Genomic DNA, 26,968 nt, shown 5'->3' on the forward strand with positions numbered 1-26,968 from the left:
ACCGGTCACCCTGACCTGCGCCGCCGCCCCGCCCCGGGGACGGCTGGGGGGTCAGCCCATGGTCTTCGCGCCGTCGATCGACTCGCGGATGATGTCGGCGTGGCCGGCGTGCTGGGCGATCTCGGCGATCAGGTGCAGCAGCACCCGACGGACCGTCCAGGCGGCGCCCGGCTCGAACCACGGCTCGTCGGGCAGCGGATGCGCGGCATCCAGGTCGAGCGTGGTGACCAGCGCGTCCGTCGCGGCGGCCACCCGGTCGAACTCGGCGAGCAACGCGACCAGGGTGTCGCCCTCGTCCATCCGGAACTGGCCGGCCCAGTCGACCGGCTCGCTCCGCATCGCCTCGGCGCCGCCCTCCGCGAAGCGCGCCCAGCTCCGCTCCGTGATCGCCACGTGCTTGACGATCCCGCCGAGGCACAGCTCGCTGGCCGTGCCGCGGAGCGCGGCCTGCGCGTCGTCGAGCCCGGCCACGGTCTGGCGCAGGAAGCCGCGGTGCCGGCGCAGGGCGGCGAGCAGATCGGCCCGCTCGCCGGTGGGCACCCGGTCGGTGACAGCCATGCCATTCGTGACAGCCATGCCGTTCGTCCCTTCGATCGTTCCCGGGTCACGGTACGACCCGGCACCGACAACTCCGGCGATCCACCCCGGAGCCTCCGGTTGCCGGTCCGTCCGGTTCGCGGTGAACTGAACGACATGGGTGTCATCGAGGTGGGCACGTCCTCGTGGGCCGATCAGATGCTGGTCCGTTCCGGCTGGTATCCGCGCGGGGCCAACACCCCCGCCGGCCGGCTGCGCTGGTACGCCGAGCACTTCGCTCTGGTCGAGGTGGACACCTCGTACTACGCCGTGCCGGCGCCGGAGACCACGACGGCGTGGGCGGACGCCACCCCGCCCGGCTTCACCTTCGACGTCAAGGCGTTCCGGCTCTTCACCGGCCACCACACGCCTGTCGACGCGCTCCCGAAGGACCTGCGGCCGGCCGGTGGCCCGAGCCGGATCCGGTGGCGCGACCTGTCCGCCGGGGCGTACGACCAGCTCTGGGAACGGTTCCACGCGGCGCTGGCGCCGCTCGCGGCGGCCGACCGGCTCGGCGCGGTGCTGTTGCAGTTCCCGCCGTGGCTGGCCCGCGGCGACGCGGCCCGGCGGCGGATCCTGGCCGCCGCCGAGCGGTGCCGGCCCTTTCCGGTCACCGTCGAGCTGCGCCACTCCTCCTGGTTCACCGAGGACGCCGTGGTCGACACCGTGACGTTCCTGCGCGAGCACGGCCTCGGATACGGCTGTGTGGACATGCCGCAGGGGCACGTCTCCTCGGTGCCGCCGATCCTGGTCGCCACCACCGACCTGGCGGTGGTCCGGTTCCACGGGCACAGCGACGCCTGGGAGAGCGGCGACAAGCAGGAGCGGTTCCGTTACGCGTACGGCGAGTCGGAGCTGCGGCACTGGTCCGTGCTGCTGCGCGAGCTGGCCGACCAGTGCGCCGAGCTGCACGTGCTGACCAACAACTGCTGCGGTGACCAGGCCCAACGGGACGCCGCCCGTCTCGCCGAGCTGCTCGGGGTGGTGCCCGCCGCCGTGCGTGCCTAGCGTCCGACCGGCCCCCGCGCCGTGGGGCGAGCCCGGGTTTTCCCGGCCGCCGCACGGGTACCGGCCAGGGACGACAGCGAGGGGGGCGAGCAGGTGGACGAACGGCGGGACGAGACGACCCCGGACGGCCGGGACGCCCGGGCGACCCGGGAGGCCGAGGAGGCGCACGGCGGCAGCATGGCCCCGGGCCTGGTGGACGACACCGGGCGACCGGTGACCGGGTCGCCGGTGCCGGACAACGAACCGTCCGCGCCCGGCGCGCCGGGGGAGGACGGCACCGGCTCCTGACCGGGCACCGCGCGGCCGGCGACCCACCCCGATGTGGGTCGCCGGCCGCGCGGTGGGCTCAGCGGCCGGACGCGACCAGATGGCGGCCGGCCGCGCCCACGGCGGCCATCTTGCCGAGGTTCTTCGGCCCGGACATCAGCCCGCCGGCGCGGTCCAGCATGCCGCGGAACACCTGGCCGGGCTTCTGCTGCTCGCTCATGTACGCGGTCATCACGACGAGCGCGCCGGTCAGCGCCGGCACCGCCCACTGGAGCAGCTTCATCTGCCGCTGACTGGCCGCGACGGTGGCCGGCGTGTGGTGGTTCGGTTCGGTGATCCCGTCGACGGGCGGCCCGCCCGCCTTCTCCAGCCGCATGCCGATCAGCCGGCTGTAGCCGGTCACCGCCAGCGCGCCGACGGTCAGCGCGGTCTTCACCGCGCTGGCCTTCCCCACCCCGGACTGCCGGGCCATCCGCGGGGTCTCGGTGACCAGTTCACCGACCGCGCCGGCCAGGTGGGCGCCGATCGCCGCCGCGTTCACCGGGGTCCACCGCGCCCAGCCGGCCGAGGCCACCGGCAGTCGCTGAGTCGTGTCGTCGATTCGTGCCGCCGCGCCGTTGACGCCGAGCGCCCCCATCAGTGAGCCGCCGAACCAGGCCGCCAGGCCCAGGTCGTGCATCGAGCGCAACGCGGTGTGCCGTTCGGACATCTGATCCCCCTCCGCCGTGTTCGGGCGGTGCGGCATACCCGTCCTCGGCCGGCTCACGCCCCCGGGATGCGTCCCGGCAGCGCGCCGGCGAACGCGGCCACCCGGGCGGCCAGCGGCGTCGCCGCGCGGACCCAGGTGAAGTGGTCCAGCGCGGCGCCCGCCTCGGCGACGGTGTAGCGGTGCCGGGTCACCGGCGCGCCGGTCAGCTTGTCGCAGAGGTGGTCCAGCGTCTCGTGCGGCGTGTACTGGTCGTCGTCGACGCTGACCGCGAGCACCGGCGTCCGGATCCGCCGCACGGCGGCCTCCGCGTCGACGCCGTCGAGCGTCGGGAACCGGCCGGTACGGGCGGTGTGCGCCCAGTCGCGGATCACGCCGCTCGCCTGCCGGCCGCCGAACCCCCAGCCGGGCCAGACCCCCAGCAGCCGGGCCACCGCCGCGATGCCCTGGGTGTACGGCAGCACGCCCCAGCCGCGCCGTCCCGGGTAGCGGCGCCACCACGGCAGGCCCACCGCCACCAGCGCCAGCCCGTCCACCCGGCCGGCGTCGTGCAGCGCCTGGTGCAGCACGGCCACCTGCCCGCCGAGGGAGTGCCCGAGCAGCACCCGGACGCGGCCGTCCAGCCGGGGCTTGAGCGCGTCCAGCACCGCGCCGACGTCGGTGGCCAGCTCGGCGTAGCCGTACCGGCAGGTGCGCGCCGGCGCGGGGGTACTCTCCCCGGTGCCGCGCAGGTCCGCCACGATCACCGCGAGCCCGGCGGCGCGCAGCGCGGCGGCGAACGGGCGGTAGTAGCGGGCCCGGACGCCCATCGCCGGCCAGATCACCACCACCGGCGCGCCGGGCGGCCCGGCCGGCTCCGGATAGACCTGGACGCCGAGCCGGGCGCCGTCGACGTCCACGTACTCCTGCGCGTACTCGCCACTCACCGGCCCAGCGTAGCTACCGGCGGGTAGCAAGCGGTGGGTGGACCCCGTCGCGCCGGCCCCGGCCGGTCAGCCGGGCAGCATCCCGGGGCCGAACACCTCGTAGGCGATCCGCCGGGCCGGCACGCCCCGGCGCAGCAGGTCACCCCGGACCAGGTTCATGAACGCGATCGGGCCGCACAGGTGGGCAGTGGCCCCGGCGGCGACCGGGATCCGGTCCGGCTCGACCAGGCCGGCGCGTACCTCCGCCTTCAGCGGGGGCAGTTCGGCGTCGGCGGTGTCCTCGTACCAGAGGTGGACCGCCAGGTTCGGCAGCCGCTCCTGCATCGCGGGCAGTTCGTGCCGCAGCGCGTGGGCGGCGGCGGCGCGGTCTGCGTGCACCACCGTCACCTCGCGGCGCGGGTCCCGCTCGGCCAGGTGCGCCAGCGTGGCCATCGCCGGGGTGAGCCCGATGCCGGCGCTGACCAGCAGCAGCGGCCCGCCGTCACCTGTCGCGTCGACCTCGCCGAACGCCGGGCTCAGCCGGAGCGTGTCGCCCACGGCCACCCGGTCGTGCAGGTACCCGGAGACCAGGCCGTCCGGCGCGCCGGCCTGACCACGGACCCGCTTCACGGTGATCCGCCACTCGGCGGCGCCCGGTCGGCCGGAGAGGCTGTACTGCCGGATCTGCCGTCCCCGACCGTCGTCCAGGTCGACCGCGACCGAGACGTACCGGCCGGGCGTGAAGTCGGGGGCCGCGCCGCCGTCGGCCGGCGCGAGCGTGAACGAGACGACGTCGGCGGTCTCCCGGGCCCGGCCGGTCACCCGCCAGTCCCGCCACACCGGGCCGCCCTCCGGCACGCCCGCGCCGACGTACAGTCGCGCCTCCCGGGCGATCAGCTCGCAGGCGAGCAGCCAGTAGACCTCGTCCCAGGCGGCGGCGACCGCCGGCGTGACGGCCTCGCCGAGCACCTCGGCGACCGCGGCGAGCAGATGCCGGCCGACGATCGGGTACTGGGTGGCGGTGATGCCGAGCGAGGCGTGCTTGTGCGCGATCCGGTCCAGGACCGGCCCCCACGGCAGGCCGGCGGCGTCCCCGGTCAGGTGCCCGGCGTACGCGACCACCGCCGCGGCGAGCGCGGCCTTCTGCTGGCCGGTCGCCTGGTTGCCCCGGTTGAACAGGTCGAGCAGTTCCGGGTGGGCGTCGAACATCCGCCGGTAGAACCGGCCGGTGATCGCCTCGCCGTGGGCCCGGACGGCGGGCAGGGTCGCGGTCACCACGGCGGCGGAGGATTCCGAGAGCACGGCGTGTCTCCTTCTGGCGTCGAACGGGTCGACCACCACGAAACAGGAATCGAAGATTCCTCTTCAGGGTCCAAGGTCCCGGAACGGGCGTGGCGCGGATCACCGTCGATCGGCCCGTGTCACGTACGGCGTCCAGTGACTACTGTCGTGGTGTGAGGCTCAACCGGTCGACCGACATGGCGCTGCGGATCGCCATGCTGACCGCGGCGTCCCCGGTCCGGGCCACGGTGGACGAGTTGGCGACCCGGCTCGCCCTGCCCCGCAGCCACGTGGCCAAGGTGGTGCAACGGCTGCAACGGCTCGGCGTCCTGGTCACCATCCGGGGCCGCTCCGGCGGGGTGGCCTTCGCCGAGCACGCCGGCGACGTGACCGTCGCCGCGGTGGTGCGCGCCTTCGAGGGCGACGACGAGGTGGTCAACTGCGCCGAGCCGGCCTGCCCGCTGGTCACCGGCTGCCGGCTGCGCGGCGAGCTGCGCCGGGCCCAGGCCGCGTTCCTCGCCGTGCTCGACGGCGTACGCCTCGGCGACCTGGTCGACGGCCCGGCCGGCCCGCTCCTGCTCAGCCTCGGCGCCCGGCCGGCCATCCCCTGATGGGCGTCTCGCACCCGGTCTTCGCCCGGCTCTTCGCCCGGGCCAGCGTCGCGATGGACGCCGCCGGCGCAGCCGCGCACCGGGGCCGCCTGGTCGCCGGGTTGCCCGGCCGGGTGGTCGAGGTCGGCGCCGGCAACGGACGCAACCTGCCGCACTACCCGCCGACCGTGACCCGGGTGCTCGCGGTGGAGCCGGAACCCCGGCTGCGCGCCCTCGCCCGGGCCGCCGCGGCCACCGCCCCGGTCCCGGTGACGGTCGCCGCCGGCCTGGCCGAGGCGCTCCCGGTCGCCGACGGCGCCGCCGACGCGGTGGTGCTGTCGCTGGTGCTCTGCTCGGTGCCCGACCAGGCGGCGGCGCTGCGCGAGGCGCGCCGGGTGCTCCGGCCCGGCGGCGAGCTGCGCTTCTACGAGCACGTGGTCGCGTCGACACCGGGCCTGCGCCGGGCCCAGCGTCTCGCCGACGCGACGCTCTGGCCGCTGCTCTGCGCCGGCTGCCACACCGCCCGCGACACCGTCGGCGCGATCCGGGCCGCCGGCTTCACCGTGACCGGGCTGGACCGGTTCCGTTTCCCCGCCTCCGGGATCCCGGCGCCCGCCTCGCCGCACGTGCTCGGCACCGCGACCCGCGCCTGACCGTCCGCCTGCCCATGCGCGGGGACGCCGGCCGGTGACTACCGGCCGGCGTCCCCGGCGCACGCTGGTCGGGTGGCGTCAGCTCACGCTGATCGTGCCGTCCGGGGCGCGGACGCAGGACACGGCGCGGGCGCCGGTCACCGCCGCTCCGCTCAGGCACCGGCCGAGCACCTGGTGGCCGGCGGCGCTCGGGTGCCACGACTCCTGGCAGGTCTGGAAGTAGGTGCCGCAGGCGTTCGCGATCCGCTGGATGTCCAGCTTGTCGTAGCCGGAGAGGCTGGTCACGAAGGTGCCGCTCGGGCCGTCCATCAGCCGGATCGGGGTGGCCAGCGCGTTGGCCGGGCTGCCCGCCGACTCGCAGAGGCGGGCGCCGTCGAACGCCCGCTGCACGTTCAGGTAGACCAGGTCGTCGGCCGGGAACTCGGCGGCCAGCGTGCCGCGCACGGAGCTGACCAGCGTGCCGAGCCCCTGGGAGAAGCGCTGGCCCGGGGCCAGGCTGGCGCGGTGGATGGGGCAGCCGGCCGCGTACCGCTCCGCCCCCAGCGCGCGGAACTTGTCCCGGGTGTCGTCCCGGCTGTCCTCGCTCCAGTAGCTCTGGTCCAGCTCGTACGGCAGCGGGTTGGTGTAGTCCTGGAACACCACCCGGTGCTGGCCGTCCGCGTCGACCTCGTCGAGCGTGGTGAGCAGTTGCCGCAGCGCCGCCGTGGTCTCCGCGGTGGCGGCCGAGAACTGCGCGGCGGTGCCCAGGTCGGCGTCGGTGCACGGCTTCTGCTCCACCGGCCCGCCCAGGTACGCCCAGAACTCCCACCAGCCCGTCCACGCGTCCGCGATGAACCGGTTGGCGCACTTCTCCGCCACGCTGCCGAACGTGAAGGAGCTGTTGTTCGAGCCGAGCCCGACGAGCACCAGGTCGATGTCGTGGGTCCGGGCCACCGAGCGGAGCTGGTCGAGCTGGGCGGCCACCTGCCGGCCCTTGGTCCGGCTGGCCGAGGCGTTGGCGATGTCGTACGGCTGCCCACCCGAGCAGGCCAGGTTGAACCGCGCGGCGATGCCCGGCAGCTCGGCCCGGAACAGCGAGGCGTTCGGTGAGCGGTGGCAGAAGTAGGCGTTGGCGTTCGCCGCCGACCATCCGGGGAAGCCCTGCGCGACGCCGTTGACGTCGACCACCGGGGAGTACCCGCCGGCGCCCTCGCCACTGATGAAGCTGTCACCCAACGCCACCGCGGCGGTGGGCAGCGCCGCGGCGGCGGGCGCGGCGGGCACCACGGCGGCCGGCAGCGCTGCCGTGGCGAGCGCCAGCGCCGCCACGAGCACGGAACGACGGAACACGGACATGCCCCACCTCACCCTCACACATAGAAACGTGAAAGATCCTCTGAGGTGGCGATCACATCACGGGCGTGTGACGGGCGTCAATGCCCGGACACGCGGTCACGACCGGTGTTAACAATCCGCCCGCGAGCGACCGGGAAGACGAGCGGCGGCCCGGTCGTTGTCGGGCAGGGACGCCCTTCCGTCGTCGTCGGACACCGCCGCCGGGGGTGGCCCGCAGGTCGACCGGGCAACACCGCACCCGGGTGCATCGGACCTGTCGGAGCGCCGGGCTAGGCTCGCTGCGGCGCGCCGCGCCCGGCGATCGCCGTGGGACCGCTCACGGTGAACGGCACCACACCGCCGAGACCTGGGAGTACGACCAGTTGACCGCACAGCCTGAGATGCTCTACGGGGCCGACGACCTGACCCACCTGGAGGGCCTCGACGCCGTCCGCAAGCGCCCCGGCATGTACATCGGCTCCACCGACAGCCGTGGCGTGGGTCACCTCGTCAACGAGATCCTCGACAACTCCACCGACGAGGGTGTCGCGGGTCACGCCACCGCCGTCGACGTGATCCTGCACGCCGACGGTTCGGTCCAGGTCGACGACGACGGCCGCGGCATCCCCACCGACGTGCACGCCAAGTCCGGCATCTCCGGCGTCGAGCTGGTGCTCACCCGGCTGCACGCCGGAGGCAAGTTCGGCGGCTCGGGTTACAAGACCTCCGGCGGCCTGCACGGTGTCGGCGCCTCCGCCGTCAACGCGCTCTCCCGCCGCTTCGACGTCACGGTCCGCCGTGCCGGCAAGGTGCACGCCATGTCGTTCCGCCACGGCGTACCGGGGATCTTCGACGGCGACGGCCCGGACGCGCCGTTCACCCCCGGTCCCGGTCTCCAGGTCGTCGGCGCGGTGAAGCGCGGCCAGCGCACCGGCACCTCGATCCGCTGGTGGCACGACCCGCGATACTTCGAGACCGGCGCCAGCCTCGACACCGAGGCGGTCCGGCTCAAGCTGCGCAACACCGCCTTCCTGGTCCCCGGGGTGGCCTACCGGCTGCGCGACGAGACCGGCGAGCAGGCGGTCGAGGAGCGCTTCCACTACCCCGACGGCCTGACCGACATGGTGGAGTTCCTCGCCCCGGCCGGTGACCGCCCGGTCTCCGGCACGCTGCTGGTCACCGGCGAGGGCACCTACCGCGAGAACGCCGCCGACGCCAACGGCGTCATGCAGTCCAACGTGCAGCGTCGCGCCGAGGTCGAGATCGCGTTCCGCTGGGGCACCGGCTACGACCGCACCGTCGAGTGCTTCACCAACACCATCCGCAACGCCCACGGCGGCACCCACCGCAAGGGCTTCGAGCGGGCGCTGGCCCGCACCCTCGCCGAGGCCGCCCGCACCACCCGGGGCCTGCTCAGGCCCAAGGAGGACGCGCCCACCCTGGACGACGTCCTGGAGGGCATGACCGCGGTGGTGCACGTGCGGCTCCCGGAGCCGCAGTTCACCTCGCAGACCAAGGACGAGCTCTCCACCGCCGGCATCACCAAGGTGCTCCAGGGCCTGGTCGAGGCGCACCTCAAGAGCTGGCTGGACGACCGCCGCACCAAGGCCGAGGCCCGCACGGTGCTCCAGAAGATCGTCGACGCGGCCCGGGTCCGGCTCACCCAGAAGCAGCAGAAGGACGCCGCCCGCCGCAAGACCGCGCTGGAGGGCGCGGCCATGCCGGCCAAGCTGGTCGACTGCCGCGCGTCAGGCATCGACAGAAGTGAGTTGTTCATCGTCGAGGGGGACAGCGCCCTCGGCACGGGGCGCCTGGCCCGATCCTCCGAGTACCAGGCGCTGCTGCCGATCCGGGGCAAGATCCTCAACGTGCAGAAGGCCAACCTCCAGCAGGTGCTGGACAATGCCGAGTGCGCGGCGATCGTGCAGGTGCTGGGCGCCGGCTCCGGGCGGACGTTCGACCTGTCCACGCTGCGCTACGGCCGCGTCCTGATCATGGCGGACGCGGATGTCGACGGCGCGCACATCCGGACGCTGCTGATCACGCTCTTCGCCCGCTACATGCGACCGCTGATCGAGGCCGGCCGGCTCTACGCCGCGATGCCGCCCCTGCACAAGATCACCACCAGGGGGCGTAACCCGCAGACCGTCTACACCTACACCCAGGCCGAGATGGAGGCGACGGTCCGCAAGCTGGAGAAGGCCGGCAAGCAGATCGTCACCCCGATCCCGCGCTTCAAGGGCCTCGGCGAGATGGACGCCGACGAGCTGTGGGAGACCACCATGAACCCGGCCACCCGGGCGGTCCGCCGGATCACGCTCGACGACATCGACGCCGCCGAGCGGATCCTCGAACTGCTCATGGGGGAGAAGGTCGAGCCCCGCCGCAACTGGCTCATCGACTCCGCCGACCGCGTCGACCGCGACGCCATCGACGCCTGACCACCGCGTTCGTTTCGGAAGGAAGCTGCACCATGGCACGCCGCAAGGACGACCGCGCGAAGGCCGATCTCTCCGCCTTCGACCAGGCCGGCGCCCGGGTCTTCGACAACCCGCTGGTCACCGAGGTTTCCGACTCCTACCTGGAGTACGCGTTCTCGGTCATCCACTCCCGCGCCCTGCCGGACGCCCGGGACGGGCTCAAGCCCGTGCACCGGCGCATCCTGTGGTCGATGCACGAGTCGGGGTTCCGGCCGGACCGGTCACACGTCAAGTCGGCCCGCGTGGTCGGTGACGTGATGGGTCGCTACCACCCGCACGGCGACACCGCGATCTACGACGCGATGGTCCGACTCGCGCAGGACTTCTCGCTCAACGTCCCGCTCATCGACGGGCACGGCAACTTCGGCAGCCCGGACGACGGCCCGGCCGCGGCGCGCTACACCGAGGCCCGGATGTCGCGGGAGGCCATGCTGCTCGTCGGCGAGCTGGGTGAGGACACCGTCGACGTCGAGCCCAACTACGACGGCTCGCTGACCCAGCCCACCGTGCTGCCGGCCGCCTTCCCGAACCTGCTGGTCAACGGCGCGTCCGGGATCGCGGTCGGGATGGCGACCAACATGATCCCGCACAACCTCGGCGAGGTGGTCCAGGCCGCCCGCTGGCTGATCAACCACCCGGACGCCACGCTCGACAAGCTCATGGAGTTCGTGCCCGGCCCCGACCTGCCCACCGGCGGGCTGCTGCTCGGTCTGGACGAGGTGCGCCGGGCGTACGAGACCGGGCGCGGCGTGGTGCGGATGCGTGGCCGGGTGGAGATCGGCCCGCTGGAGGGCAGCCGGGGCCGGCAGGCCATCACCGTCACCGAGCTGCCGTACGGCGTCGGTGCCGAGAAGGTCATCGCGGCCATCACCAACGAGGTCAACAAGACCAAGCGGCTGACCGGCATCGCCGACGTCAAGGACCTCACCGACCGGGAGAACGGCACCCGCCTGGTGGTCGAGTGCAAGGTCGGGGTCAACCCGCAGGCACTGCTGGCCGACCTCTACCGGCTGACCCCGCTGGAGCAGTCCTTCGGCGTGAACAACCTGGTGCTGGTGGACGGCCAGCCGCGCACGCTCGGGCTCAAGGAGCTGCTGGAGGTGTTCCTGGCCCACCGCTACGAGGTGGTGACCCGGCGCACCGCGTACCGCAAGCGCAAGCGGGAGGAGCGGCTGCACCTGGTCGACGGCCTGCTGATCGCGCTGCTCGACATCGACAAGGTCGTGAAGCTGATCCGGGCCAGCGAGGACGCCCAGGCCGCCAAGGACGGCCTGATGCAGAAGTTCAAGCTCTCCGAGATCCAGGCCAGCTACATCCTGGACACCCCGCTGCGCCGGCTGACGAGGTACGACCGGCTGGAGCTGGAGGCCGAGCAGGAGAAGCTGCGCGGGGAGATCGCCGAGCTGTCGACGATCCTGGACGATGAGAAGGTGCTGCGGAAGCTGGTCTCCGACGAGCTGGCCGCGGTGGTGAAGCAGTTCGGCGTGCCGCGGCGCACCACGCTCGTCGACGGCGATCTGAAGGAGGTCCTCGCCGCCTCGGTGCCGGCCGGCCCGCTGGAGGTCGCCGACGACCCGTGCCAGGTGATCCTCTCCGCGACCGGGCTGGTCGCCCGCACCGCGGCCGAGTCGGAGGAGGCGGCCGAGGCGCGTCGCCGCAGCGGCCGGGTCAAGCACGACGCGGTACGCGCGGTGGTGCACTCCACCGCCCGGGGGCGGGTGCTGCTGGTCACCAGCGCCGGCCGGGCCTTCAAGATCGACGTCCTGCCGTTGCCGGTGCTGCCGGAGCAGTCCGGCACGGTGTCGCTGCGCGGCGGTATGTCGGCCGCCGAGCTGGCGCCGTTGGCGCCGGGGGAGACCGTGGTCGGGTTGGCGCCGCTGGGCCCGTCCGCCGAGGGGTCGCCCGGTCTGGCGCTGGGCACCCGGCAGGGCGTGGTGAAGGTGTGCGCGCCCGACTGGCCGGTCCGCTCCGACGAGTTCGAGGTGATCTCGTTGCGGGAGGGCGACGAGGTGGTCGGCGCGTCCTGGCTGACCGACGGCACCGAGGCGCTGGCGTTCGTCTCCTCGGAGGCGTCGTTGCTGCGCTTCCCGGCGTCCCTGGTCCGTCCGCAGGGCGTCAAGGGCGGCGGGATGGCCGGCATCAACCTCCCGGCGGGGGCGCGGGTGGTCTTCTTCGGCGCGGTCCGCACCGACGACCCGCGGCACGGCGAGCCGATGGTGGTCACCTCGACCGGCGCCACGGTCAAGGTGACGCCGATGACGGCGTACCCGGCGAAGGGCCGGGCGACCGGCGGCGTGCGCGCGCAGCGGCTCCTCAAGGGCGAGGTGGAGCTGTCGGTGGCCTGGATCGGCCCGCGGCCGGTCGGCGCGACGGCCAACGGTGACCCGGTGGACCTGCCCCCGGCCGACCCGCGCCGCGACGGTTCCGGCTTCGCCGTGATGCTCGGCCCCACCGTCATCGGCCACCACATCGACCGCGACTGACCCACCCACCCCACCCCCCACCCCCCACCCCACCCGGCGCGCGCTGATTCACGGAAAGAGTGGCTATTCCGCCCCGGACAGCCACTCTTTCCGTGAAAGAGGGCCCGGGGGGTGAGGGTCAGGGGGTGGTGCCGCGCAGGTGGGCGATCAGGCGCATGCCGTGGTAGATCGCCAGGGCGGCGGCGGTGCCCAGCGCGATGCCGTTGAAGGACAGGTCACCGGCGGTCAGCGTGTAGTTGGCGGCGCCGACGATCACCGCGACCGCGGCGGTGAACAGGTTGACCGGGTCGTGGAAGTCGACCCGGTTCTCGATCCAGATGCGGGCGCCGAGCACCGCGATCAGGCCGTACAACGCGGTGGTGGCGCCGCCGAGCACCCCGGCCGGCACGGTGAGGATCAGCGCGCCGAACTTCGGGCAGAGCCCGAGCAGGATCGCCGTGCCGCCGGCCACCCAGTACGCGGCGGTGGAGTAGACGCGGGTCGCGGCCATCACGCCGATGTTCTCCGCGTACGTGGTGGTGCCGGAACCGCCGCCGGAGCCGGCCAACACGGTGGCGACGCCGTCGCCGAGGAACGCGCGGCCCATCTGCCGGTCGAGGTTCCGGCCGGTCATCGCCGCGACCGCCTTGACGTGCCCGGCGTTCTCCGCGATCAGCACCAGGATGACCGGGATGACCAGCACGACGGCGCGCAGGCTGAAGCTGGGCGTGTGGAACTCCGGCAGCCCCACCCAGGCGGCCTGCCGCAGCCCGGTGACCGCCTGCTGGTCGAGCTGGCCGGTCAGCGCCGCGACCAGCCAGCCGACCACCACGCCGAGCAGGATCGACAGCCGGGCCAGGAAGCCGCGGAACAGCACGGTGGCGACCAGGATCGCCAGCAGCGTGACCACGGCGATCAGCGGTTGCGCCTTGACGCCGGTGCCGGCGCCGCCGCCGTCCCAGGCGACCGGCGCGAGGTTGAGCCCGATCAGCGCGACGATCGCGCCGGTGACCACCGGCGGCATCAGGGCGTCGATCCACCGGGCGCCGGCCACGTGCACCACGACGCCGACCAGCGCCAGCGCGGCGCCCGCGACCACGATGCCGCCGAGAGCCGCGCCGATGCCGCCGTCGGTCTTGGCGGCGATCACCGGGGCGATGAACGCGAACGACGAACCGAGGTACGACGGCAGCCGGTTACCGGTGATCAGCAGGAACAGCAGCGTGCCCAGGCCGGAGAAGAACAGCGTGGTGGCCGGCGGGAAGCCGGTGATCAGCGGCACGGTGAAGGTGGCGCCGAACATGGCGACCACGTGCTGCACGCCCACCCCGACGGTGCGCGGCCAGGAGAGCCGTTCGTCGGGATGGACCACGTCGCCGGGGCGTACCGACCGGCCGTCGCCGTGCACGGCCCACGTGGGGAACTGGGTCATCGCCTCGCCCTTTGTCTCGGGTGACGGGGGCGTGATCGACCCTGGGAGTTGTTTCTAGCACGGGGCCGGGTCAGGCCACCCCGGCGGGGCGGAACTGGACGCTGACCCGGGGCCCGACCGGGCGGGTGGTCTTCGGCACGGCGTGTTCCCAGGTGCGTTGGCAGGAGCCGCCCATCACCACCAGGTCGCCGTGGCCGAGCGGAAAACGCAGGCCGGGGCCGCCCCCGCCGCGCGGGCGCAGCAGCAGCGGGCGGGGCGAGCCGAACGAGACGATCGCCACCATGGTGTCGGTGTGCGCGGAGCGGCCCTTGGTGTCGCCGTGCCAGGCGACGCTGTCCCGGCCGTCGCGGTAGAGGCACAAACCGGCGGTGACGAACGGTTCCCCCAGCTCGGGCGCGTAGTGCCGGGTGAGCGCGTCGCGGGCGGCGGTGAGCACCGGGTGCGGCAGCGGTCGGCCGCCGGCGTACCAGCAGAGCAGGCGCGGCACGTCGACCTCGGTGTCGTACATGGTGCGACGCTCGGCCCGCCACGGCACGTCGTGCCGGAGCGTGTCGAGCACCGCGTCGGAGCCCCGCACCCAGCCGGGCAGGTGGTCGACCCAGGCGCCCCGGCTCAGCTCGTGCCGGGTCCGCCCCGCGAGCGGGCCGAGGGTCGGCCCGTGCTCGGCCAGGTCGAGCATCGAGGGCTGGTACGCGACGTCGGACACGCAGGCGATCGTACCCCGACGATCGAACAGGCGTACGACGGATCAGCGTCGCAGCATCCGGCGGACCGGGTCCGGGACGGCCTGCTTGATCCGCTCGCGCAGCCCCTGCGCGCGCAGCGTGCGCACGGTGTCGGTGAGCCGGCGGTTCTCGTCGTGGAGCCGCTGGATGCGGGTCAGCAGCTCGGCCGGCGGGGTGGCGGCGGCCGGGCGGACGGCCGGCGGGAACTCGGTCTCCGCGACCCGCCTGTCGAACGCCGCGGCGCTGTCGCCGTCGGCGAACGAGGTGCCCAGGTCGTGCTTGGTCAGGAACGCGGTGATGGTGTCGAAGCGGGCCTTGTGGCCCTCGGTCAGCGCGGTGTAGTCGGCCTCGGCGTAGAGGTCGGCGGCGTCGACGTCGGCCGGCACGTCCCGCATGATCCGGTGCGGGATGCCGAAGTAGCGGGCCAGCTCCAGGGTGCGTGAGTCGTGCGCGAACAGGTAGCCCGGCGTGCCGGCGATCAGCGCCGTGATGGTGCCGTGGATCCGGGTGCCGAAGTTGAAGTCGAAGCCGGACAGGTGCGCCATCCAGGTCCACGGGTCGACGAACATCCGCACCTTGTCCTCGACGAAGAGCGGGTGCGAGGTGTGCAGCGGCATCTCGCTGTGCTTGCCCCGGTGCTCGGGCGCGTCGCCGTAGAGCAGCGTGCCGAGCGTGCGCAGGTCCTGCGGCACGTAGCACAGGTTCGGGTAGCGCTCCCGGTGGTGGCGGACGACCGGGGCCATCGACGAGACGTACGGGGAGATGGTCAGCGCGATCCGGGCGTCGGTGGTCAGCTCCGGCCGGGTCTTCTCCAGCGTGAACGTGTCGCCGTGCAGGAACATCGACGGGCAGCCGATCTGCTCCACCGCGGAGAAACCGAGCGTACGCAGGTAGCTCTCGGTGATCTCGCCGCGCACCCCGATGCTGTGCGACCGGTCGAGCACCGCCCGGCAGAACGCGCTCACCGGCTCGTCGATCTGGCGGAGGTACTCCCGGTCGCCGTCGACGTTCGTCTGCACGCCGACGCCGAGGACCACCACCGGGATGCGGAGCCGCTCGATCAGCCGGGTCATCGGTTCGAGGCGGTTGACGAAGCTGCGCCGGAACGCGTTGGCCAGCGGAATGACGAAGACGTCGTACAGTTCGTTGATCTCGTCGGCGTCGCGCGGGTCGGCGAGCTTCCGGGTCGACGTGACCTCCGCCGTGGAGGTGGCCAGCAGCTTGTTCGCGGCGTGGCTGAAGACCAGGTTGCCGGTGTTGTCGCTGATCCAGTTGCCGGCGAAGGTCTCCTCGGGCGTCAGGACGTCGAACGGGCCCTTGCGGGCGCGGAGGAGGATCCGCTGGTGCATCCGGTTGCTCACCTTCCGTACGGGCCCGGCGGGCCCGGTGGGCCCCACCGCGCGGGAACGGAAATCCTATCCGCCGCCCGCCGGAACCGGCCCGGACGTCGCCGCGCCGGAATCCGCCCCCGGCCACCCGGTAAGGTGCCCGGGATGACCAGCGCCCCGACCACCACCCGTGCTCCGCGTCTGCCGTCGCTGACCGGGCTTCGGTGGATGGGGGCCCTGCTGGTCTTCGGCTTCCACGCGGGCACCATGCGGATCATCGCGGAGCCGCAGTGGCAGGCGGTGATGGGCAAGGTCTTCAGCCTCGGCCTCTCCGGCGTCGAGTTCTTCTTCATCCTCAGTGGCTTCGTGCTCGTCTGGTCGTACCGGGACGGCGAGTCGGGGTGGACGTTCCTGCGCCGCCGGGCGGCCAAGATCTACCCGAACCACGTGGTGACGTTCCTGGCGGCGCTGGCCGTGGCGGCCTGGTTCGCCGACCCGGTGCTGCCGTGGGCCGCGATCGGGAACCTGTTCCTGGTCCAGGCGTGGATCCCGCTCAACGGCTACTTCTACAGCATCAACAACGTGAGCTGGTCGCTCTCCTGCGAGCTGGCCTTCTACCTGTGCCTGCCGCTGGTGGTGCCGTGGCTGCGCCGGGCGCGTACCGGCGTGCTCCGGGCCGTGCTGGTCGCCGCGCCGCTGCTCATCCTGGCGCTCTGGCCGGGCCAGCACCTGGTGCCCGAGGAGCAGCGGTGGTGGTTCACGCAGATCTTCCCGGTGACCCGCTCGTTCGAGTTCTGGATGGGGGCGGCGGCGGCCGAGCTGATGCGCCGCAACCGCTGGCGTGGCCCCGGGCTGACCACCGCCGGCCTGGCCTTCGTCGCCACCTGGGCGGTCGCCGCGCTGTGGATCCGGGCCGAGTTCTGGGCGGCGTTGCTCGCCGTCGCGTACCTGCTGGTCATCACCGCGGCGGCGGACGCCGACGTGCGGGGTCGGCGGACCCCGTGGCGGTCCCGGCCGATGCGCTGGCTCGGTGAGGTCTCGTTCGCGTTCTACCTGGTCCACGTGTTGGTCATGGTGACCGTGCTGCGGCTCACCGGTGACTGGGGGACCGGGCTGCCCGGGTGGCGGGGCCCGCTCGCGGTGCTCGGCTTCCTGCTGCTCACCCTGGCGCTCGCCGCCGTGCTGCACCGCTGGGTGGAGGAGCCGATGATGCGCCGCCTCGGCCCGTCGCGCCGGGCCCGCGGCGGTCCGGCCGCCGCCGCGCCGGCACCGGGCGTGCCCGCACCGCGCGCGGCCGTCGACGACACCGGCGCGGCGTCCGCCGGGGAGCCGGACCCGTCGATCGAGTACGCCGGGCGGCGCCGGCCGGACTGAGCGGTCCACCCTGGTCAACGGCGTCGCGACACGCCGGGCGACGATGCGCTGTGCCCGGATCGGCGGTATTTTGTTCCCGTGGCTCCGATTGCGCTCACCTGTCCCGTGTGGTGGGTGGCGCGCTGGGTCGCACGGATGCTGGCCAGCCTGGCCGTGGTCGTCGCCTGTTCGCTGGGCGCCGCCACGCTGCCGACCGGCGTGTCCCCGATCGCACCCGCGGCGGCCGGCCCGGTCGCCGGATTGCGGGCCGACGTCGACGCCGAACGGCCGAACGGCAGTGTCGCCGAGCGGCAGGTCGACACCGCCGCCGAGCGGCAGGGCGTCATCGTCGCCGAGCGGCAGGGCGTCGCCGTCGCCGAGCGGCAGGGCGTCCTCGCCTTCGATCGGCAGCGGAGCCGCGTCGGCGTTCCCGAGCCGCAGCCGGTGGGCGATGTCCCGCCTCCGACCGGGCGGCACCCGTTCCCGGTCGGCCAGCCGCCGGCTCCGGCCGGCCCGCGGGCCCCGCCCGCCCGCTGACCCGCCCCGGGCCCGGCCCGTGACCGCGCCCACCGAACCTCACCCCGCAACGCCCCCTCGGCGGCCCGGCGGCGCCCGAACTCCGGCCGCGCCCCGCCCCCGACCGGCCGTGCGGGGTTACCCGCCACTGTCTCCCGTGAGGTGCCGACCATGTCGCAGACCGTTCTCCTCAATTTCCTCACCGCCGTCCCCGAGGCCGCCGCCATCTGGTCGGCGCTGACCGTGCTCGCCCTCGTCCTGCTCGCCGTGCTGGTCGCGCGACCGGAACGGGACGGCGCGGGGGAGCCGGCACCCGAACCGGTCGACGCGGAGGCGCTCCACCGCGCCGACCTGGCCCGGTACGCCGACGAGGTGGCGGTGGCCGCCGCCGGGGCCGCGCAGACCGCCCGTCGCCGTCGCGAGCAGTGGCTGGCCGCCCAGAGCGAGGCCGACCGGGCCTGGACGGCCTACGACGAGGCGGACGCCGCCGCCCGCCGCCTGGCCGGCGCCGGCGCGCTGCCCGCCCCGCACACCCCCCGCACCCCCGCCGAGTACGCGGCGCGCGAACGCTGGCTGCACCACGCCGCCATGACGGCGCACTGGCGGGGGGAGCTGACCGCCCGCCAGCTCGCCGACGTGCTCGCCCACCGCAACGGGTGGGACCCGCGGCGGCACCCGGCCGAGCAGGAGATCGTGCTGGCCCGGACCGTCCGCGACGGGCGGCGGGCCGGCTGGGAGACGGCCGCCGAGCGGGAACGCCTGGCGTGGCGGGACGCCGAACTGGCCGCCGAGGCGGCCCGGACGCTCGCCGCCGAGGCGTACGCGGCCACCACGGCGCTGTGGCCGGTGCCCACGTCCCGCGTCTCGACGGCGAGCCGCGTCCCGGTCCCGTCGGCGGTGCGGGGGGCCCGGTGGCGTCCGGCCCGCGTCGGCTGAGCGGCCCAGGGGAGCACGTCGACCGAATCGTTACCCGAAACCGGTGAGGCCGGTCACCGGTGCCGTCCGCCGGCGGCCGTCCGGCTCGATGGCCCCTGCTGCGCCCGCTGCCCGATTCTTCGTCGGCCGGATGTCCGCTTCCTGCCGTGCGGCGCCGACGTGGCCGCTTGTCCCATTGAGGGAGGTCGGTGACCGGCTGTTCCGAATCCGTAGTCGTCGAAGACGTTTACGCAGGTGGGAGCGCTTGGCAGGGCGTGTACCCACCGGTAGTGTCGGCGCGTCCGGTGCGGTTCCCGATCGCAGATGGCGACGCCGCGCCGACCCGCCTAATCGTGCATACGAACCGGGGACCCAACGCAACACCGGGGTGAATCCGCGAGCCCACGGCCGCGGTAGGGCGTACTTCCCGCCCGAATCCGTCAGCTAACCCGGTCGGCGGCCACGGAAGGAGTTCCATTCCCGTGCCCACCACCCCCCGAACGTCTCCCCGCCTCCACGGCCCCGGGGTGCCGGCGCTCGCCTGACGCGACGCGCTTCCGACCCCGTCCCGCCCGGCATCCGGGCGACTTCCCGCGGCCGTCCCGCCCGCCAGCGCGTGTGAGTTCCTCCACGCGCGGGGTCGGCGCGTGCCGCCCACCCCGTGGAGGAAACCCGTGAAGTACCACCTGAAGCGCCACCTGCGTCGCCTCGCGACCGAGCGTCCGTACCAGATCATCGCCGGTTCGGCGGCGGCCCTCGTGCTGGCCGGCGGCACCGGCGCCGCGCTGACCGCCACCGACGACGCGCCGACCCGGCAGGAGAACACCGCCGCGGTGGCGGAACTCGGCTCCCGCCTCGGCGACACCGCCAGCCGCAGCGAGGCGCGCATCGCCGTCCCGTCGCCGAGCGCGTCGCCCAGCGCCTCGCCGAGCGCGTCGCCGCGCCGCTCGCCCAGCGCCTCGCTCACGGCCTCGCCGTCGGCGAAGGTCGCCGACCCGGACACCACCCGCAAGGCCACGCCGAAGCCGCCGTCGAGCAAGGTGCTCGACTACGACTACCAGGCGCAGACCACCTACTACTACTGCGGCCCGGCCGCGGTGCGGAACGCGCTCAGTGCCACCGGCATCGAGCGCAGCCAGGACACGCTCGCCGTCGCGCTCGGTACCACCGAGATGGGCACCAACTCGGCCGAGGACACCACCCGGGTGCTCAATCAGCAGGTCAAGGGCGACCCGTACCGGACCCGTATGATCCCCGGCACGGCCACCAAGGCGCAGATCGACCGGCTCCAGGCCGACGTGGTCAACGCGGTCCGCAACGGCCGGGCGGTGGTCTCGAACGTCGTCGGGGACACCACCGACACCAACGGCGGCTGGCACTCGTTCCCGGGCGGCCACTACATCGCCGTGGTCGGCTACCAGAACGACGGCCGGACCGTACGGATCGCCGACTCGGCCGACCCGTCGCTGCCGGCGTACTGGATCAGCACCATCGACCTGGCGAACTGGATGGCCACGCGCGGCTACTCCGCCTGAGCAGTACGCGTCGAAGGCCGGCACCCCTGTCCGGGGTGCCGGCCTTCGTGGCGTCTTAGCTGTTCCAGTGCTTGTTGACCAGGTCGGTGGCCTGCTTCTCCCACTGGGCGTACGCGTCCGGGTAGGCCGACACCTGCACCGTCTGGGCGGCCTTGGTCACCGGCATGTCCTGCCAGCCGTCGACCTGCTTCAGCCCCTTCAGGAACGCAAGTGTCGAGTACTCGGGGTCGGTGATCTGCTCCGGCGTGCCCCAACCCGAGGACGGACGCTGCTGGAACAGACCCAGCGAGTCGTGGTCGTTACGGTCGCCGAGGTGGCCCAGGTTCTCCAGCTTCGACTCCTGCAACGCCGTCGCGATCGAGACCACCGCCGCCCGCTCCGGCAGCCCGGCCTTCTTCGTCGCCGCGATGATCGCCTTGACGTTGGCCGTCTGCTCGTCGTTGAGGCTGATCGTGGACTGCTCACCCTGCACACTCGCGACCGCGATCGGCTTGCTGGCGGTGGCGGCGTGCGCGGACTCGACGTGACCGGCGATCGGACCGGCAAACACCACCGGTGAAAGCCAGACCAGCAATACCCAGCACACTCTTACGCAGCATCGTGTTCATGGCGAGGGCTCCATTCGGGGGTCAACGCACCGGGGGTGCGGGCACCGTCAGGCGCACAAGAAAGTCTTGGCTGCTCGCGGGGCGGGGGCCTCGACGCGGCGGCCGGAACTGTGTGTAACGACCGGGGGTCCACCGTCATTCCCGGGCGGGGCGGCGCGGGGGCGCTTGCCTTCCTCGGCCGTGCACCGGGATACAACGCCGCGACCCCCCGACCCATTCCACCGTCAGGGTGCCGCCCACCACCACCGAACCGGACAAGCCACCCAGTGAGGCACTGACACGCCAGGGATGTCTCACGCACGCCCACACATCCACCGCGTTCCACTCGCCGTCCCACCACGTGAACGACGCGGTGGTGTCTCCGGTGTCCGAGGGCAATCACCGCGTTCCATTCGCCCGGGCGGTGCCGGCCGTGCGTGGTCTCGCGCGGGGTGTCCGTGCGGTGGCAGACTGCGGCATATGGGCGATGCGACGGCGACCCGCCACCTGGTGCTCCTGCACGGCATGGGCGCCACCGGCGAGGTGTGGTTGCCCTGGGCGCCGCTGCTGGAGCGTCGCTGGCAGGGGCGTTGGCTCGCCCCCGACCTGGCCGGCCACGGCTGGTCACCGCCGTTGTCGGAGGCCGGGTACTCGTTCGCGGCCCTGGCGCGGCGCGTGGCGGACGGGCTCGACGCGCTCCGGCTCGGCCCGCACGACCGGCTGGTGCTGCTCGGGCACTCGCTCGGTGGCGTGGTGGCGCTGTCGCTCGCCGCCCGGCAGTGGGGCCTGCCGGTCGACGCGGTGGTCGGGCTGGGCATCAAGGTGGTCTGGTCACCGGCCGAGCTGGCCAAGGCGGACGAGTTGGCGGCCCGGCCGGTGACCTGGTTCGCCACCCGTGACGAGGCGGCCCGCCGCTACCTGCGGGTCTCCGGGCTCGCCGGCCTGTTCGCCCCCGACCACCCGGTGGTCGACGCGGGGCTGCGGCGGGAGGACGGCCACGGGCACCGGAGCCACCCCGGCGACGAGCGGGGCGGTGGACGGTGGCGGCTGGCCATGGATCCGGCCGCGTTCGCGGTGGGTGAGCCCGACGTGCCCGCCCTGCTGGCCGCCGCCGACGCGCCGGTGCTGCTGGCGCGCGGCGAGACGGATCCGATGGTGACGGACGCGCAGCTCACGGCGTTCGGCGTGCCGGTGGCCACCCTGCCCGGGTTGGGCCACCACGCCCACGTCGAGGACCCGGCTGCGGTGCTCGCCCTGCTCGACCCCTATCTCTAGGCCGGACGCGGCGCCGGGACGGCCCAGTCCGGTTCCAGCTCGCGGCGGGCGGCGGAGAGGAACGCCTCGGCGTAGCCGTCGGCGGGGAAGTCGCCCAGGTAGCGGGTCCGGGCCGTCCAGCGCTCGGGGGCCTTCGGGTCGGTGTCGAGCAGCGCGGTGAGCACGTCGTCCACGTTGGACATGTCGCGGCGCAGCACGTAGCCGGCGGTCGCGAGCGGGAACCGCTCGACGAAGTGCGCGCCGTCGGCGCCGGTGTCGGTGACCGCGTACGGCTTGCCGGAGTAGAGCCAGTCGGAGATGACCCCGGAGACGTCGGAGACCAGCGCGTCGGCGCGGTTGACGCACTCGGTGAGCGTCAGCTCCCGGGCCGCCGCCGCGCCCCACAGGTGCGGCCGGCCGGTCTTCGCTTTGTCGGCGGCGAGCAGTTCGGTGAGCCGGGCGAGCTGTCGCGCCGAGGCCGGGTTCCGGTCGGTGTACGGGTGGGCGCGCAGGATCACCGCCGCGCCGCGGTCGATCAGTCGCCGGATCAGCGTCTCGGCCACCGGCAGCGAACAGTAGTTGGCGTCGGCGTGGTGCCCGGTCCAGGTGGGGGTGTAGAGGACGGTCGGGTGCGCCGACGCCGGCCTCGGCTCCCCGCGTACCTCGATGGCCTCGACCTGGGGGCGGCCGACCACGACGAACTTCTCGGCGGGGATCTCCACGCCGGCTCGGGCGTACCTGTCGATCGCGGCCTGGCCGGCCACGAAGATCTTGTCGAAGATCGCCGACACCGGGTTGGCGCTGGGCGCCTTGTCGCTGTCGCCGTGGTGCAACTGCACGTGGGTGAGCTGGTGGAACCGGATCACGTGGGCGTTCTTCGCGCCGTGGTTGACGTAGAACGCCGCCCGCAGGCTGGGCACCAGCGCCTCGTCGAGCGCCTTCAGGGTGGGGCAGAGGACCACCGGCGCGCGGGTGGCGGCGGCCACGGTGGACAGGAACTCCGGCTCGCGCACCACCACCAGGAACGGCCGGCCGATCCGCTCCAGGTAGGGCAGCCACATGGTGACCTGGTACTCCGACCCGGGCGGGGCGGAGAAGTGCAGCACGAACTCCGGCTGCTGCCGACGCAACGCCCGGCCGACCGGACCGCCCCCGGCCGGCGGCCGGAACCGGCGCCGGGCGAGGTCGAACGCGATCGCGGCACAACCGGCGCCGACCAGCAGCGCGGCGGCCAGCGGCAGCCAGGCCGGCAGCGGCCACGCGGCGGCGAGCGCCACCAGGGCGAGCAGCACCAGCAGGGCGTCGCCGAGCCGGGCGGCGACCAGCGGCGTCCAGGAACGGACCGGCAGGTTCGCCGCCCGGATCTCCAGCGCGCCGGCCTGCCGCAGCGGGCCGACCAGCAGCACCAGGCCGAGCAGGACCAGCGCGGTGGCGGCCAGCGCCGGATCGAACCCGTCGTCGGCGCGGCGGGCGTAGCCGACCAGGATCCCGGCGGCCACCAGCACCGTCTCGACGAGCCCGTCGGCGCTGGGCCGGACCCGGCGCTCCCAGGCGGCGGCGGCCAGCGCGGCGACCGCCAGCGCCAGGCCGGCGCCGGTGGCGCCGGTGAGCGCCACGACGAGGAACGCCAGCACCGCCAGCCCGCTGGTCAGTACCCGGGCGAGCAGCTTCCGGACCAGGTCACCACGCATCTGCACGTCCCTCGGATCAGGCGCGGGTGGACAGTTCGGACCGGTGCGCGCCGGGCTGCGCCGGCACGTCGGCCACCGGCTCGCCGGGTGCCCGGCGGACGTCGACCACCTGACCGGTCAGTTCGGAGATCAGCACGTCCAGGGAGGCCCGGGCGACCGCCTCGGAGGCGAGCAGCGTGTGCTCCGGCTCCTCGCCGAACGCCTTGGTCCGCATCGGGGTGGCGGTGCGTTCCGGGTTGACGCAGTTGACCCGTACGCCGAACTCCGCCCACTCGTCGGCGAGCGCCTGGGTGAGGTTGACCAGCGCGGCCTTGGTGGCCGAGTAGAGCGCGTACCGGGCCCGGCCCCGGGTGTAGGAGCTGGACGTGTAGAGCAGCAACTGCCCCTTGGTCTGCTGGAGGTACGGCAGCGACTGGCGGGCGATGGTGACCGGGCCGACGAAGTTGACGTGCAGGAGCCGGTCCATCGTCTCGTCGTCCATCTCGGCGAGCGCGCCCTTCTCCAGGATGCCGGCGGTGACCACCACGTGGTCGATCCGGCCGGTCGCCTCGAACGCGGTCTTCAGCGCGGCGGCCACGTCCTCGGCGCGCTCCACGTGCGTGCCGGTGCTGGACCGGCTGAACGGGAAGACCTGGGCGCCGTAGCCGCGGGCCAGCTCGGTGAGGTCGTGCCCGATGCCGTAGCTGCCGCCGAAGACCACGATGGTCCGGCCGGTCAGCTCCTCGGCGTAGCCGCGGTGGCTGAGCCGGGGCGCCTGGGCGGCGGCGAGCTGGAACAGCTTGTCGGCCAGGTGCACGTCGACCGGGTGGGTGACCTTGATGTTCTCGTCCGAGCCGTCGATCACCTTGATCGGCGTGCCGGGCAGGTAGCGCAGCACCACACCGCAGTCGTCGGTGGCGGCGAAGTCGGGGTCGCCCTCGGCCCGCCGGTACGCCTCCCGGATGGTGCCGGAGCGGAACGCCTGCGGGGTCTGGCCGCGGCGCAGCCGGGACCGGACCGGGATGTCGGTGATGCAGTCGTCCGCGTCGACCTGGACGATCGTGTCGGCGGACGGGATGGCCACGTCGACGGCCGAGTAGCTCCAGAGCGCGTTCACGCACTCGCGCACGATCCGCGCGCTGACCAGCGGGCGGACCGCGTCGTGGAAGAGGATGTTGACGTCGCCCTCGCCGACCGCGTCGAGCGCGATCCGGGTGGTGTCGTTGCGCGTCTCGCCGCCCTCGATCACCTTGGTGACCTTGCGGAAGCCGGCGCCGGCGACGATCCGTTCGGCGTCCGGCACGTGCCCGGTGGCCATCAGCACGATGATCTCGTCGATCTCCGGCGCGGCCTCGAAGACGGCAAGCGTGTGCTCGATGATCGGCTTGCCGGCGATCTTCAGGAGCTGCTTCGGGATGCCCAGACCGAGGCGGGTCCCGGTGCCCCCGGCGAGGATCACGGCCACCGTACGCGTGGGGCGCCAGGGTGCCGGGCTCGCCGGCGCGGCGTCCGGTGCGGTGGTGTGGTCCTGCGTCATTGCCGTACCTCACTCTGGGTGAAGGGGATGGGTCCGGAAACCTTAACGCGAACGGCGGAGCGCACCGCCCGGACGGATCCCGGGTCGGTGCGCTCCGGCGGGTTACTTCTGGTTCTCGTAGGCGTCGCAGACCTCCTGGGTGGGGCCGTCCATCCGCAGGACGCCGCTCTCCAGCCAGATGGTCCGCTCGCAGGTGTCCCGGATCGAGCCGATCGAGTGGCTGACCAGGAACACGGTGCCGGCGCTGTCGCGCAGCTCGCGGACCCGCTGTTCGCTGCGGACCCGGAACTTGCGGTCGCCGGTGGCCAGCGCCTCGTCGATGAGCAGCACGTCGTGCTTCTTCGCCGACGAGATGGCGAAGCGCAGCCGGGCGCCCATGCCGGAGGAGTAGGTGCGCATCGGCAGCGAGGCGAAGTCGCCGCGCTCGTTGATCCCGGAGAACTCGATGATCTCCGGGGCGATGCGCTTGACCTCGTCCGGGTGCATGCCCATGGCGAGGCAGCCGAGCACCACGTTCCGCTCGCCGGAGAGGTCGTTGAGCAGCGCGGCGTTCACGCCGAGCAGGGACGGCTGGCCCTGCGTGTAGACCGCGCCCCGGGCCGGCGGGAGCAGGCCGGCGATGGCCCGCAGCAGGGTCGACTTGCCGGAGCCGTTGCTGCCGATCAGGCCGATGGCCTCACCCTCGTACGCGGTGAAGCTCACCCCCTTGACGGCGTGCACCTCGCGGATGTTCGGCGCCTTGGTGCGGGAGACGATCCGCTTGAGCGCGGAGACCGGGGTGGTGCCGCCGGCCGCGCCCTTGTGGATCCGGTAGATCACGTGCACGTCGTCCACCACCACGGTGGGGACGCGGCCCGAGTCGGTCACGGTGCCGGCGTTCACCGGCAGCGTCTGCTCAGCCACGGCCGTACTCCTTCTCTCCGCGCCAGAAGTAGACGAACCCGCCGACGCCCATCACGACCGCCCAGAACACGCCGAGCGCCCAGAGCCTCGGCGGGGAGCTCACCATGTTGGGCTGGTGCGAGTCGAGCAGCGCGTAGCGGGCCAGCTCGATGAAGACAAGCGGCGGGTTCCACTCCAGGATGCTGGCCGCCCAGGACGGCAGGTGCTCGCGCAGCAGCGCCACCGGGTAGAGCACGCCGGAGGCGTACAGCCAGGTGCGCATCACGAACGGCATGATCTGCTTGAGGTCGGCGACCTTGGAGCCGAGGCGGGCCATCACCATGCTCAGCCCGACGTTGAAGATCGTCTGGAGCAGCAGCATCGGGGGCAGCAGCAGCCAGCGGAACGTGACCGGCTCGCCGGTCAGCAGCACGATCGCGGCCAGCACCACCATCGACATGAGGAGCTGCTGGAGCTGCACCAGGGTGACCGTGATCGGCAGCGCGGCGCGCGGGAACTGCAACGCCCGGATCAGCCCCAGGTTGCCGGTGATGGCGCTGGTGCCGTTCGTGGCCGCGGTCTGGGTGAAGATGAAGATGAACACACCGGTGCACAGGTACGCGATGAAGTTGTTCACGTTCCGGTGCTGGGCCAGGATCAGCCCGAAGATCAGGAAGTAGACCGCCGCGTTGGTCAGCGGGGTCAGCACCTGCCAGAGCTGGCCGAGCTGGGTGTTGCTCAGCGAGGACGCGACCTTCGCCCGCGAGTACGCGGTCATGAAGTGCCGGTACGCCCAGAGCCGGCGGGCGTACTCGCCCAGGGGCGGTCGTTCGCCGGCGACCCGCAGTCCGTACCGCCCGGCCAGTTGGGCCCGGGTCAGTCCGGATTCGGGGTCGGCCACCGCGGTGTTGGCCATGGTCAGGCGCTCCGATCTTTTCGTGCCGATGGGGAGCAGTGCGGTGAAGACATCCAGCGTGGCCGGGCGGGGAGGA

General features: G+C 73.4%; 23 protein-coding genes, 1 pseudogene and 1 riboswitch. Of the genes and pseudogenes, 11 read left to right on the forward strand and 13 right to left on the reverse strand.

The window, feature by feature from the left end; all coding sequences use genetic code 11:
- Positions 1-51: 51 nt before the first annotated feature.
- Positions 52-576: a DinB family protein gene (locus tag ACZ6O5_RS16425; protein WP_465977980.1), complete on the reverse strand. Its 525-nt coding sequence runs from the start codon at positions 574-576 to the stop codon at positions 52-54.
- A 117-nt stretch (positions 577-693) separates the two neighbouring features.
- Here ACZ6O5_RS16425 and ACZ6O5_RS16430 point away from each other — a divergent pair, with 117 nt between their 5' ends.
- A complete protein-coding gene (locus ACZ6O5_RS16430; protein ID WP_465977982.1) occupies positions 694-1,584 on the forward strand; it encodes a DUF72 domain-containing protein in 891 nt (296 codons plus the stop codon).
- A 93-nt stretch (positions 1,585-1,677) separates the two neighbouring features.
- Positions 1,678-1,872, forward strand: coding sequence for a GTPase activator (locus ACZ6O5_RS16435; RefSeq protein WP_465977984.1), 195 nt, complete (start codon positions 1,678-1,680; stop codon positions 1,870-1,872).
- Positions 1,873-1,930: 58 nt separating this feature from the next.
- Here the strand turns inward: ACZ6O5_RS16435 and ACZ6O5_RS16440 are convergent, their stop codons facing one another.
- From ACZ6O5_RS16440 to ACZ6O5_RS16450, 3 genes are all read right to left on the reverse strand, one after another.
- Positions 1,931-2,560, reverse strand: coding sequence for a hypothetical protein (locus ACZ6O5_RS16440; RefSeq protein ID WP_465977986.1), 630 nt, complete (start codon positions 2,558-2,560; stop codon positions 1,931-1,933).
- A gap of 53 nt (positions 2,561-2,613) precedes the next feature.
- On the reverse strand, positions 2,614-3,483 hold the full coding sequence (locus ACZ6O5_RS16445; protein ID WP_465977988.1) for an alpha/beta hydrolase family protein: 870 nt from the start codon (positions 3,481-3,483) through the stop codon (positions 2,614-2,616).
- A gap of 66 nt (positions 3,484-3,549) precedes the next feature.
- Positions 3,550-4,764 (reverse strand): globin domain-containing protein, encoded by a 1,215-nt coding sequence (locus ACZ6O5_RS16450; protein ID WP_465977990.1) that lies wholly within the window; start codon positions 4,762-4,764, stop codon positions 3,550-3,552.
- Positions 4,765-4,916: 152 nt separating this feature from the next.
- Between ACZ6O5_RS16450 and ACZ6O5_RS16455 the strand changes: the two genes are divergently transcribed.
- A complete protein-coding gene (locus tag ACZ6O5_RS16455; protein WP_405093405.1) occupies positions 4,917-5,354 on the forward strand; it encodes an RrF2 family transcriptional regulator in 438 nt (145 codons plus the stop codon).
- Entirely contained in the window at positions 5,354-5,986 is a 633-nt protein-coding gene (locus ACZ6O5_RS16460) for a class I SAM-dependent methyltransferase (RefSeq protein ID WP_465977992.1), read from the forward strand. The genes ACZ6O5_RS16455 and ACZ6O5_RS16460 overlap by 1 nt, the downstream gene beginning before the upstream one ends.
- A 78-nt stretch (positions 5,987-6,064) precedes the next feature.
- Here ACZ6O5_RS16460 and ACZ6O5_RS16465 read toward each other — a convergent pair whose 3' ends face one another.
- On the reverse strand, positions 6,065-7,321 hold the full coding sequence (locus ACZ6O5_RS16465) for an SGNH/GDSL hydrolase family protein (protein ID WP_465977994.1): 1,257 nt from the start codon (positions 7,319-7,321) through the stop codon (positions 6,065-6,067).
- 380 nt (positions 7,322-7,701) lie between these two features.
- Here ACZ6O5_RS16465 and ACZ6O5_RS16470 point away from each other — a divergent pair, with 380 nt between their 5' ends.
- Positions 7,702-9,741: a DNA gyrase/topoisomerase IV subunit B gene (locus ACZ6O5_RS16470; protein WP_465978476.1), complete on the forward strand. Its 2,040-nt coding sequence runs from the start codon at positions 7,702-7,704 to the stop codon at positions 9,739-9,741.
- 32 nt (positions 9,742-9,773) lie between these two features.
- The gene (locus tag ACZ6O5_RS16475; protein ID WP_465977996.1) at positions 9,774-12,263 is read left to right on the forward strand and encodes a DNA gyrase/topoisomerase IV subunit A; all 2,490 of its coding nucleotides are present in this window, start codon (positions 9,774-9,776) and stop codon (positions 12,261-12,263) included.
- A 118-nt stretch (positions 12,264-12,381) separates the two neighbouring features.
- On the opposite strand, the gene ACZ6O5_RS16480 is transcribed toward ACZ6O5_RS16475, so the two are convergent.
- The 3 genes from ACZ6O5_RS16480 to ACZ6O5_RS16490 all read right to left on the reverse strand — a co-directional run bounded on the left by ACZ6O5_RS16480 (position 12,382) and on the right by ACZ6O5_RS16490 (position 15,748).
- Positions 12,382-13,674, reverse strand: coding sequence for a uracil-xanthine permease family protein (locus ACZ6O5_RS16480; RefSeq protein WP_465977998.1), 1,293 nt, complete (start codon positions 13,672-13,674; stop codon positions 12,382-12,384).
- Positions 13,675-13,744: 70 nt separating this feature from the next.
- Entirely contained in the window at positions 13,745-14,380 is a 636-nt protein-coding gene (locus tag ACZ6O5_RS16485; RefSeq protein WP_465978000.1) for an alpha-ketoglutarate-dependent dioxygenase AlkB, read from the reverse strand.
- A 42-nt stretch (positions 14,381-14,422) separates the two neighbouring features.
- Entirely contained in the window at positions 14,423-15,748 is a 1,326-nt protein-coding gene (locus ACZ6O5_RS16490; RefSeq protein WP_465978002.1) for a polysaccharide pyruvyl transferase family protein, read from the reverse strand.
- Positions 15,749-15,892: 144 nt separating this feature from the next.
- Here ACZ6O5_RS16490 and ACZ6O5_RS16495 point away from each other — a divergent pair, with 144 nt between their 5' ends.
- The 4 genes from ACZ6O5_RS16495 to ACZ6O5_RS16510 all read left to right on the forward strand — a co-directional run bounded on the left by ACZ6O5_RS16495 (position 15,893) and on the right by ACZ6O5_RS16510 (position 20,046).
- Positions 15,893-17,101 (forward strand): acyltransferase family protein, encoded by a 1,209-nt coding sequence (locus tag ACZ6O5_RS16495; protein WP_465978004.1) that lies wholly within the window; start codon positions 15,893-15,895, stop codon positions 17,099-17,101.
- 114 nt (positions 17,102-17,215) lie between these two features.
- The gene (locus ACZ6O5_RS16500; RefSeq protein ID WP_465978006.1) at positions 17,216-17,617 is read left to right on the forward strand and encodes a hypothetical protein; all 402 of its coding nucleotides are present in this window, start codon (positions 17,216-17,218) and stop codon (positions 17,615-17,617) included.
- A 150-nt stretch (positions 17,618-17,767) separates the two neighbouring features.
- The gene (locus ACZ6O5_RS16505; RefSeq protein ID WP_465978008.1) at positions 17,768-18,532 is read left to right on the forward strand and encodes a hypothetical protein; all 765 of its coding nucleotides are present in this window, start codon (positions 17,768-17,770) and stop codon (positions 18,530-18,532) included.
- Positions 18,533-18,845: 313 nt separating this feature from the next.
- A riboswitch (cyclic di-AMP (ydaO/yuaA leader) is annotated at positions 18,846-18,985 on the forward strand.
- 200 nt (positions 18,986-19,185) lie between these two features.
- Positions 19,186-20,046 carry a C39 family peptidase gene (locus ACZ6O5_RS16510; RefSeq protein WP_465978010.1) on the forward strand — a complete coding sequence of 287 codons (861 nt, stop codon included), beginning with the start codon at positions 19,186-19,188 and terminating at the stop codon, positions 20,044-20,046.
- A 55-nt stretch (positions 20,047-20,101) separates the two neighbouring features.
- On the opposite strand, the pseudogene ACZ6O5_RS16515 reads toward ACZ6O5_RS16510, so the two are convergent.
- Positions 20,102-20,654, reverse strand: a pseudogene (locus ACZ6O5_RS16515) (hypothetical protein).
- 459 nt (positions 20,655-21,113) lie between these two features.
- Here ACZ6O5_RS16515 and ACZ6O5_RS16520 point away from each other — a divergent pair.
- Complete coding sequence (locus ACZ6O5_RS16520) at positions 21,114-21,908, forward strand: alpha/beta hydrolase (RefSeq protein ID WP_465978012.1); 795 nt, start codon at positions 21,114-21,116, stop codon at positions 21,906-21,908.
- Here the strand turns inward: ACZ6O5_RS16520 and ACZ6O5_RS16525 are convergent.
- The 4 genes from ACZ6O5_RS16525 to ACZ6O5_RS16540 form a co-directional block, all read right to left on the reverse strand.
- Positions 21,905-23,578 carry a CDP-glycerol glycerophosphotransferase family protein gene (locus ACZ6O5_RS16525; protein WP_465978014.1) on the reverse strand — a complete coding sequence of 558 codons (1,674 nt, stop codon included), beginning with the start codon at positions 23,576-23,578 and terminating at the stop codon, positions 21,905-21,907. The two genes, ACZ6O5_RS16520 and ACZ6O5_RS16525, sit on opposite strands and share 4 nt — an antisense overlap.
- A gap of 16 nt (positions 23,579-23,594) precedes the next feature.
- Positions 23,595-25,094 carry a D-ribitol-5-phosphate cytidylyltransferase gene (locus tag ACZ6O5_RS16530; protein ID WP_465978016.1) on the reverse strand — a complete coding sequence of 500 codons (1,500 nt, stop codon included), beginning with the start codon at positions 25,092-25,094 and terminating at the stop codon, positions 23,595-23,597.
- 102 nt (positions 25,095-25,196) lie between these two features.
- Entirely contained in the window at positions 25,197-25,997 is an 801-nt protein-coding gene (locus ACZ6O5_RS16535; RefSeq protein ID WP_343442376.1) for an ABC transporter ATP-binding protein, read from the reverse strand.
- Positions 25,990-26,892 (reverse strand): ABC transporter permease, encoded by a 903-nt coding sequence (locus ACZ6O5_RS16540; RefSeq protein WP_465978478.1) that lies wholly within the window; start codon positions 26,890-26,892, stop codon positions 25,990-25,992. The genes ACZ6O5_RS16535 and ACZ6O5_RS16540 overlap by 8 nt, the downstream gene beginning before the upstream one ends.
- Positions 26,893-26,968: the final 76 nt, after the last annotated feature.

The organism is Micromonospora sp. NPDC049201, from assembly GCF_055586805.1.

Excerpts from the sequence above, each read along its gene's own strand:
- ACZ6O5_RS16425 (WP_465977980.1), bottom strand. The coding sequence starts at position 576 with ATGGCTGTCACGAATGGCATGGCTGTCACCGACCGGGTGCCCACCGGC.
- ACZ6O5_RS16430 (WP_465977982.1), top strand. The coding sequence starts at position 694 with ATGGGTGTCATCGAGGTGGGCACGTCCTCGTGGGCCGATCAGATGCTG.
- ACZ6O5_RS16440 (WP_465977986.1), bottom strand. The coding sequence starts at position 2,560 with ATGTCCGAACGGCACACCGCGTTGCGCTCGATGCACGACCTGGGCCTG.
- ACZ6O5_RS16460 (WP_465977992.1), top strand. The coding sequence starts at position 5,354 with ATGGGCGTCTCGCACCCGGTCTTCGCCCGGCTCTTCGCCCGGGCCAGC.
- ACZ6O5_RS16465 (WP_465977994.1), bottom strand. The coding sequence starts at position 7,321 with ATGTCCGTGTTCCGTCGTTCCGTGCTCGTGGCGGCGCTGGCGCTCGCC.
- ACZ6O5_RS16470 (WP_465978476.1), top strand. The coding sequence starts at position 7,702 with ATGCTCTACGGGGCCGACGACCTGACCCACCTGGAGGGCCTCGACGCC.
- ACZ6O5_RS16475 (WP_465977996.1), top strand. The coding sequence starts at position 9,774 with ATGGCACGCCGCAAGGACGACCGCGCGAAGGCCGATCTCTCCGCCTTC.
- ACZ6O5_RS16480 (WP_465977998.1), bottom strand. The coding sequence starts at position 13,674 with ATGACCCAGTTCCCCACGTGGGCCGTGCACGGCGACGGCCGGTCGGTA.
- ACZ6O5_RS16490 (WP_465978002.1), bottom strand. The coding sequence starts at position 15,748 with ATGCACCAGCGGATCCTCCTCCGCGCCCGCAAGGGCCCGTTCGACGTC.
- ACZ6O5_RS16495 (WP_465978004.1), top strand. The coding sequence starts at position 15,893 with ATGACCAGCGCCCCGACCACCACCCGTGCTCCGCGTCTGCCGTCGCTG.
- ACZ6O5_RS16505 (WP_465978008.1), top strand. The coding sequence starts at position 17,768 with ATGTCGCAGACCGTTCTCCTCAATTTCCTCACCGCCGTCCCCGAGGCC.
- ACZ6O5_RS16520 (WP_465978012.1), top strand. The coding sequence starts at position 21,114 with ATGGGCGATGCGACGGCGACCCGCCACCTGGTGCTCCTGCACGGCATG.
- ACZ6O5_RS16525 (WP_465978014.1), bottom strand. The coding sequence starts at position 23,578 with ATGCGTGGTGACCTGGTCCGGAAGCTGCTCGCCCGGGTACTGACCAGC.
- ACZ6O5_RS16530 (WP_465978016.1), bottom strand. The coding sequence starts at position 25,094 with ATGACGCAGGACCACACCACCGCACCGGACGCCGCGCCGGCGAGCCCG.
- ACZ6O5_RS16540 (WP_465978478.1), bottom strand. The coding sequence starts at position 26,892 with ATGGCCAACACCGCGGTGGCCGACCCCGAATCCGGACTGACCCGGGCC.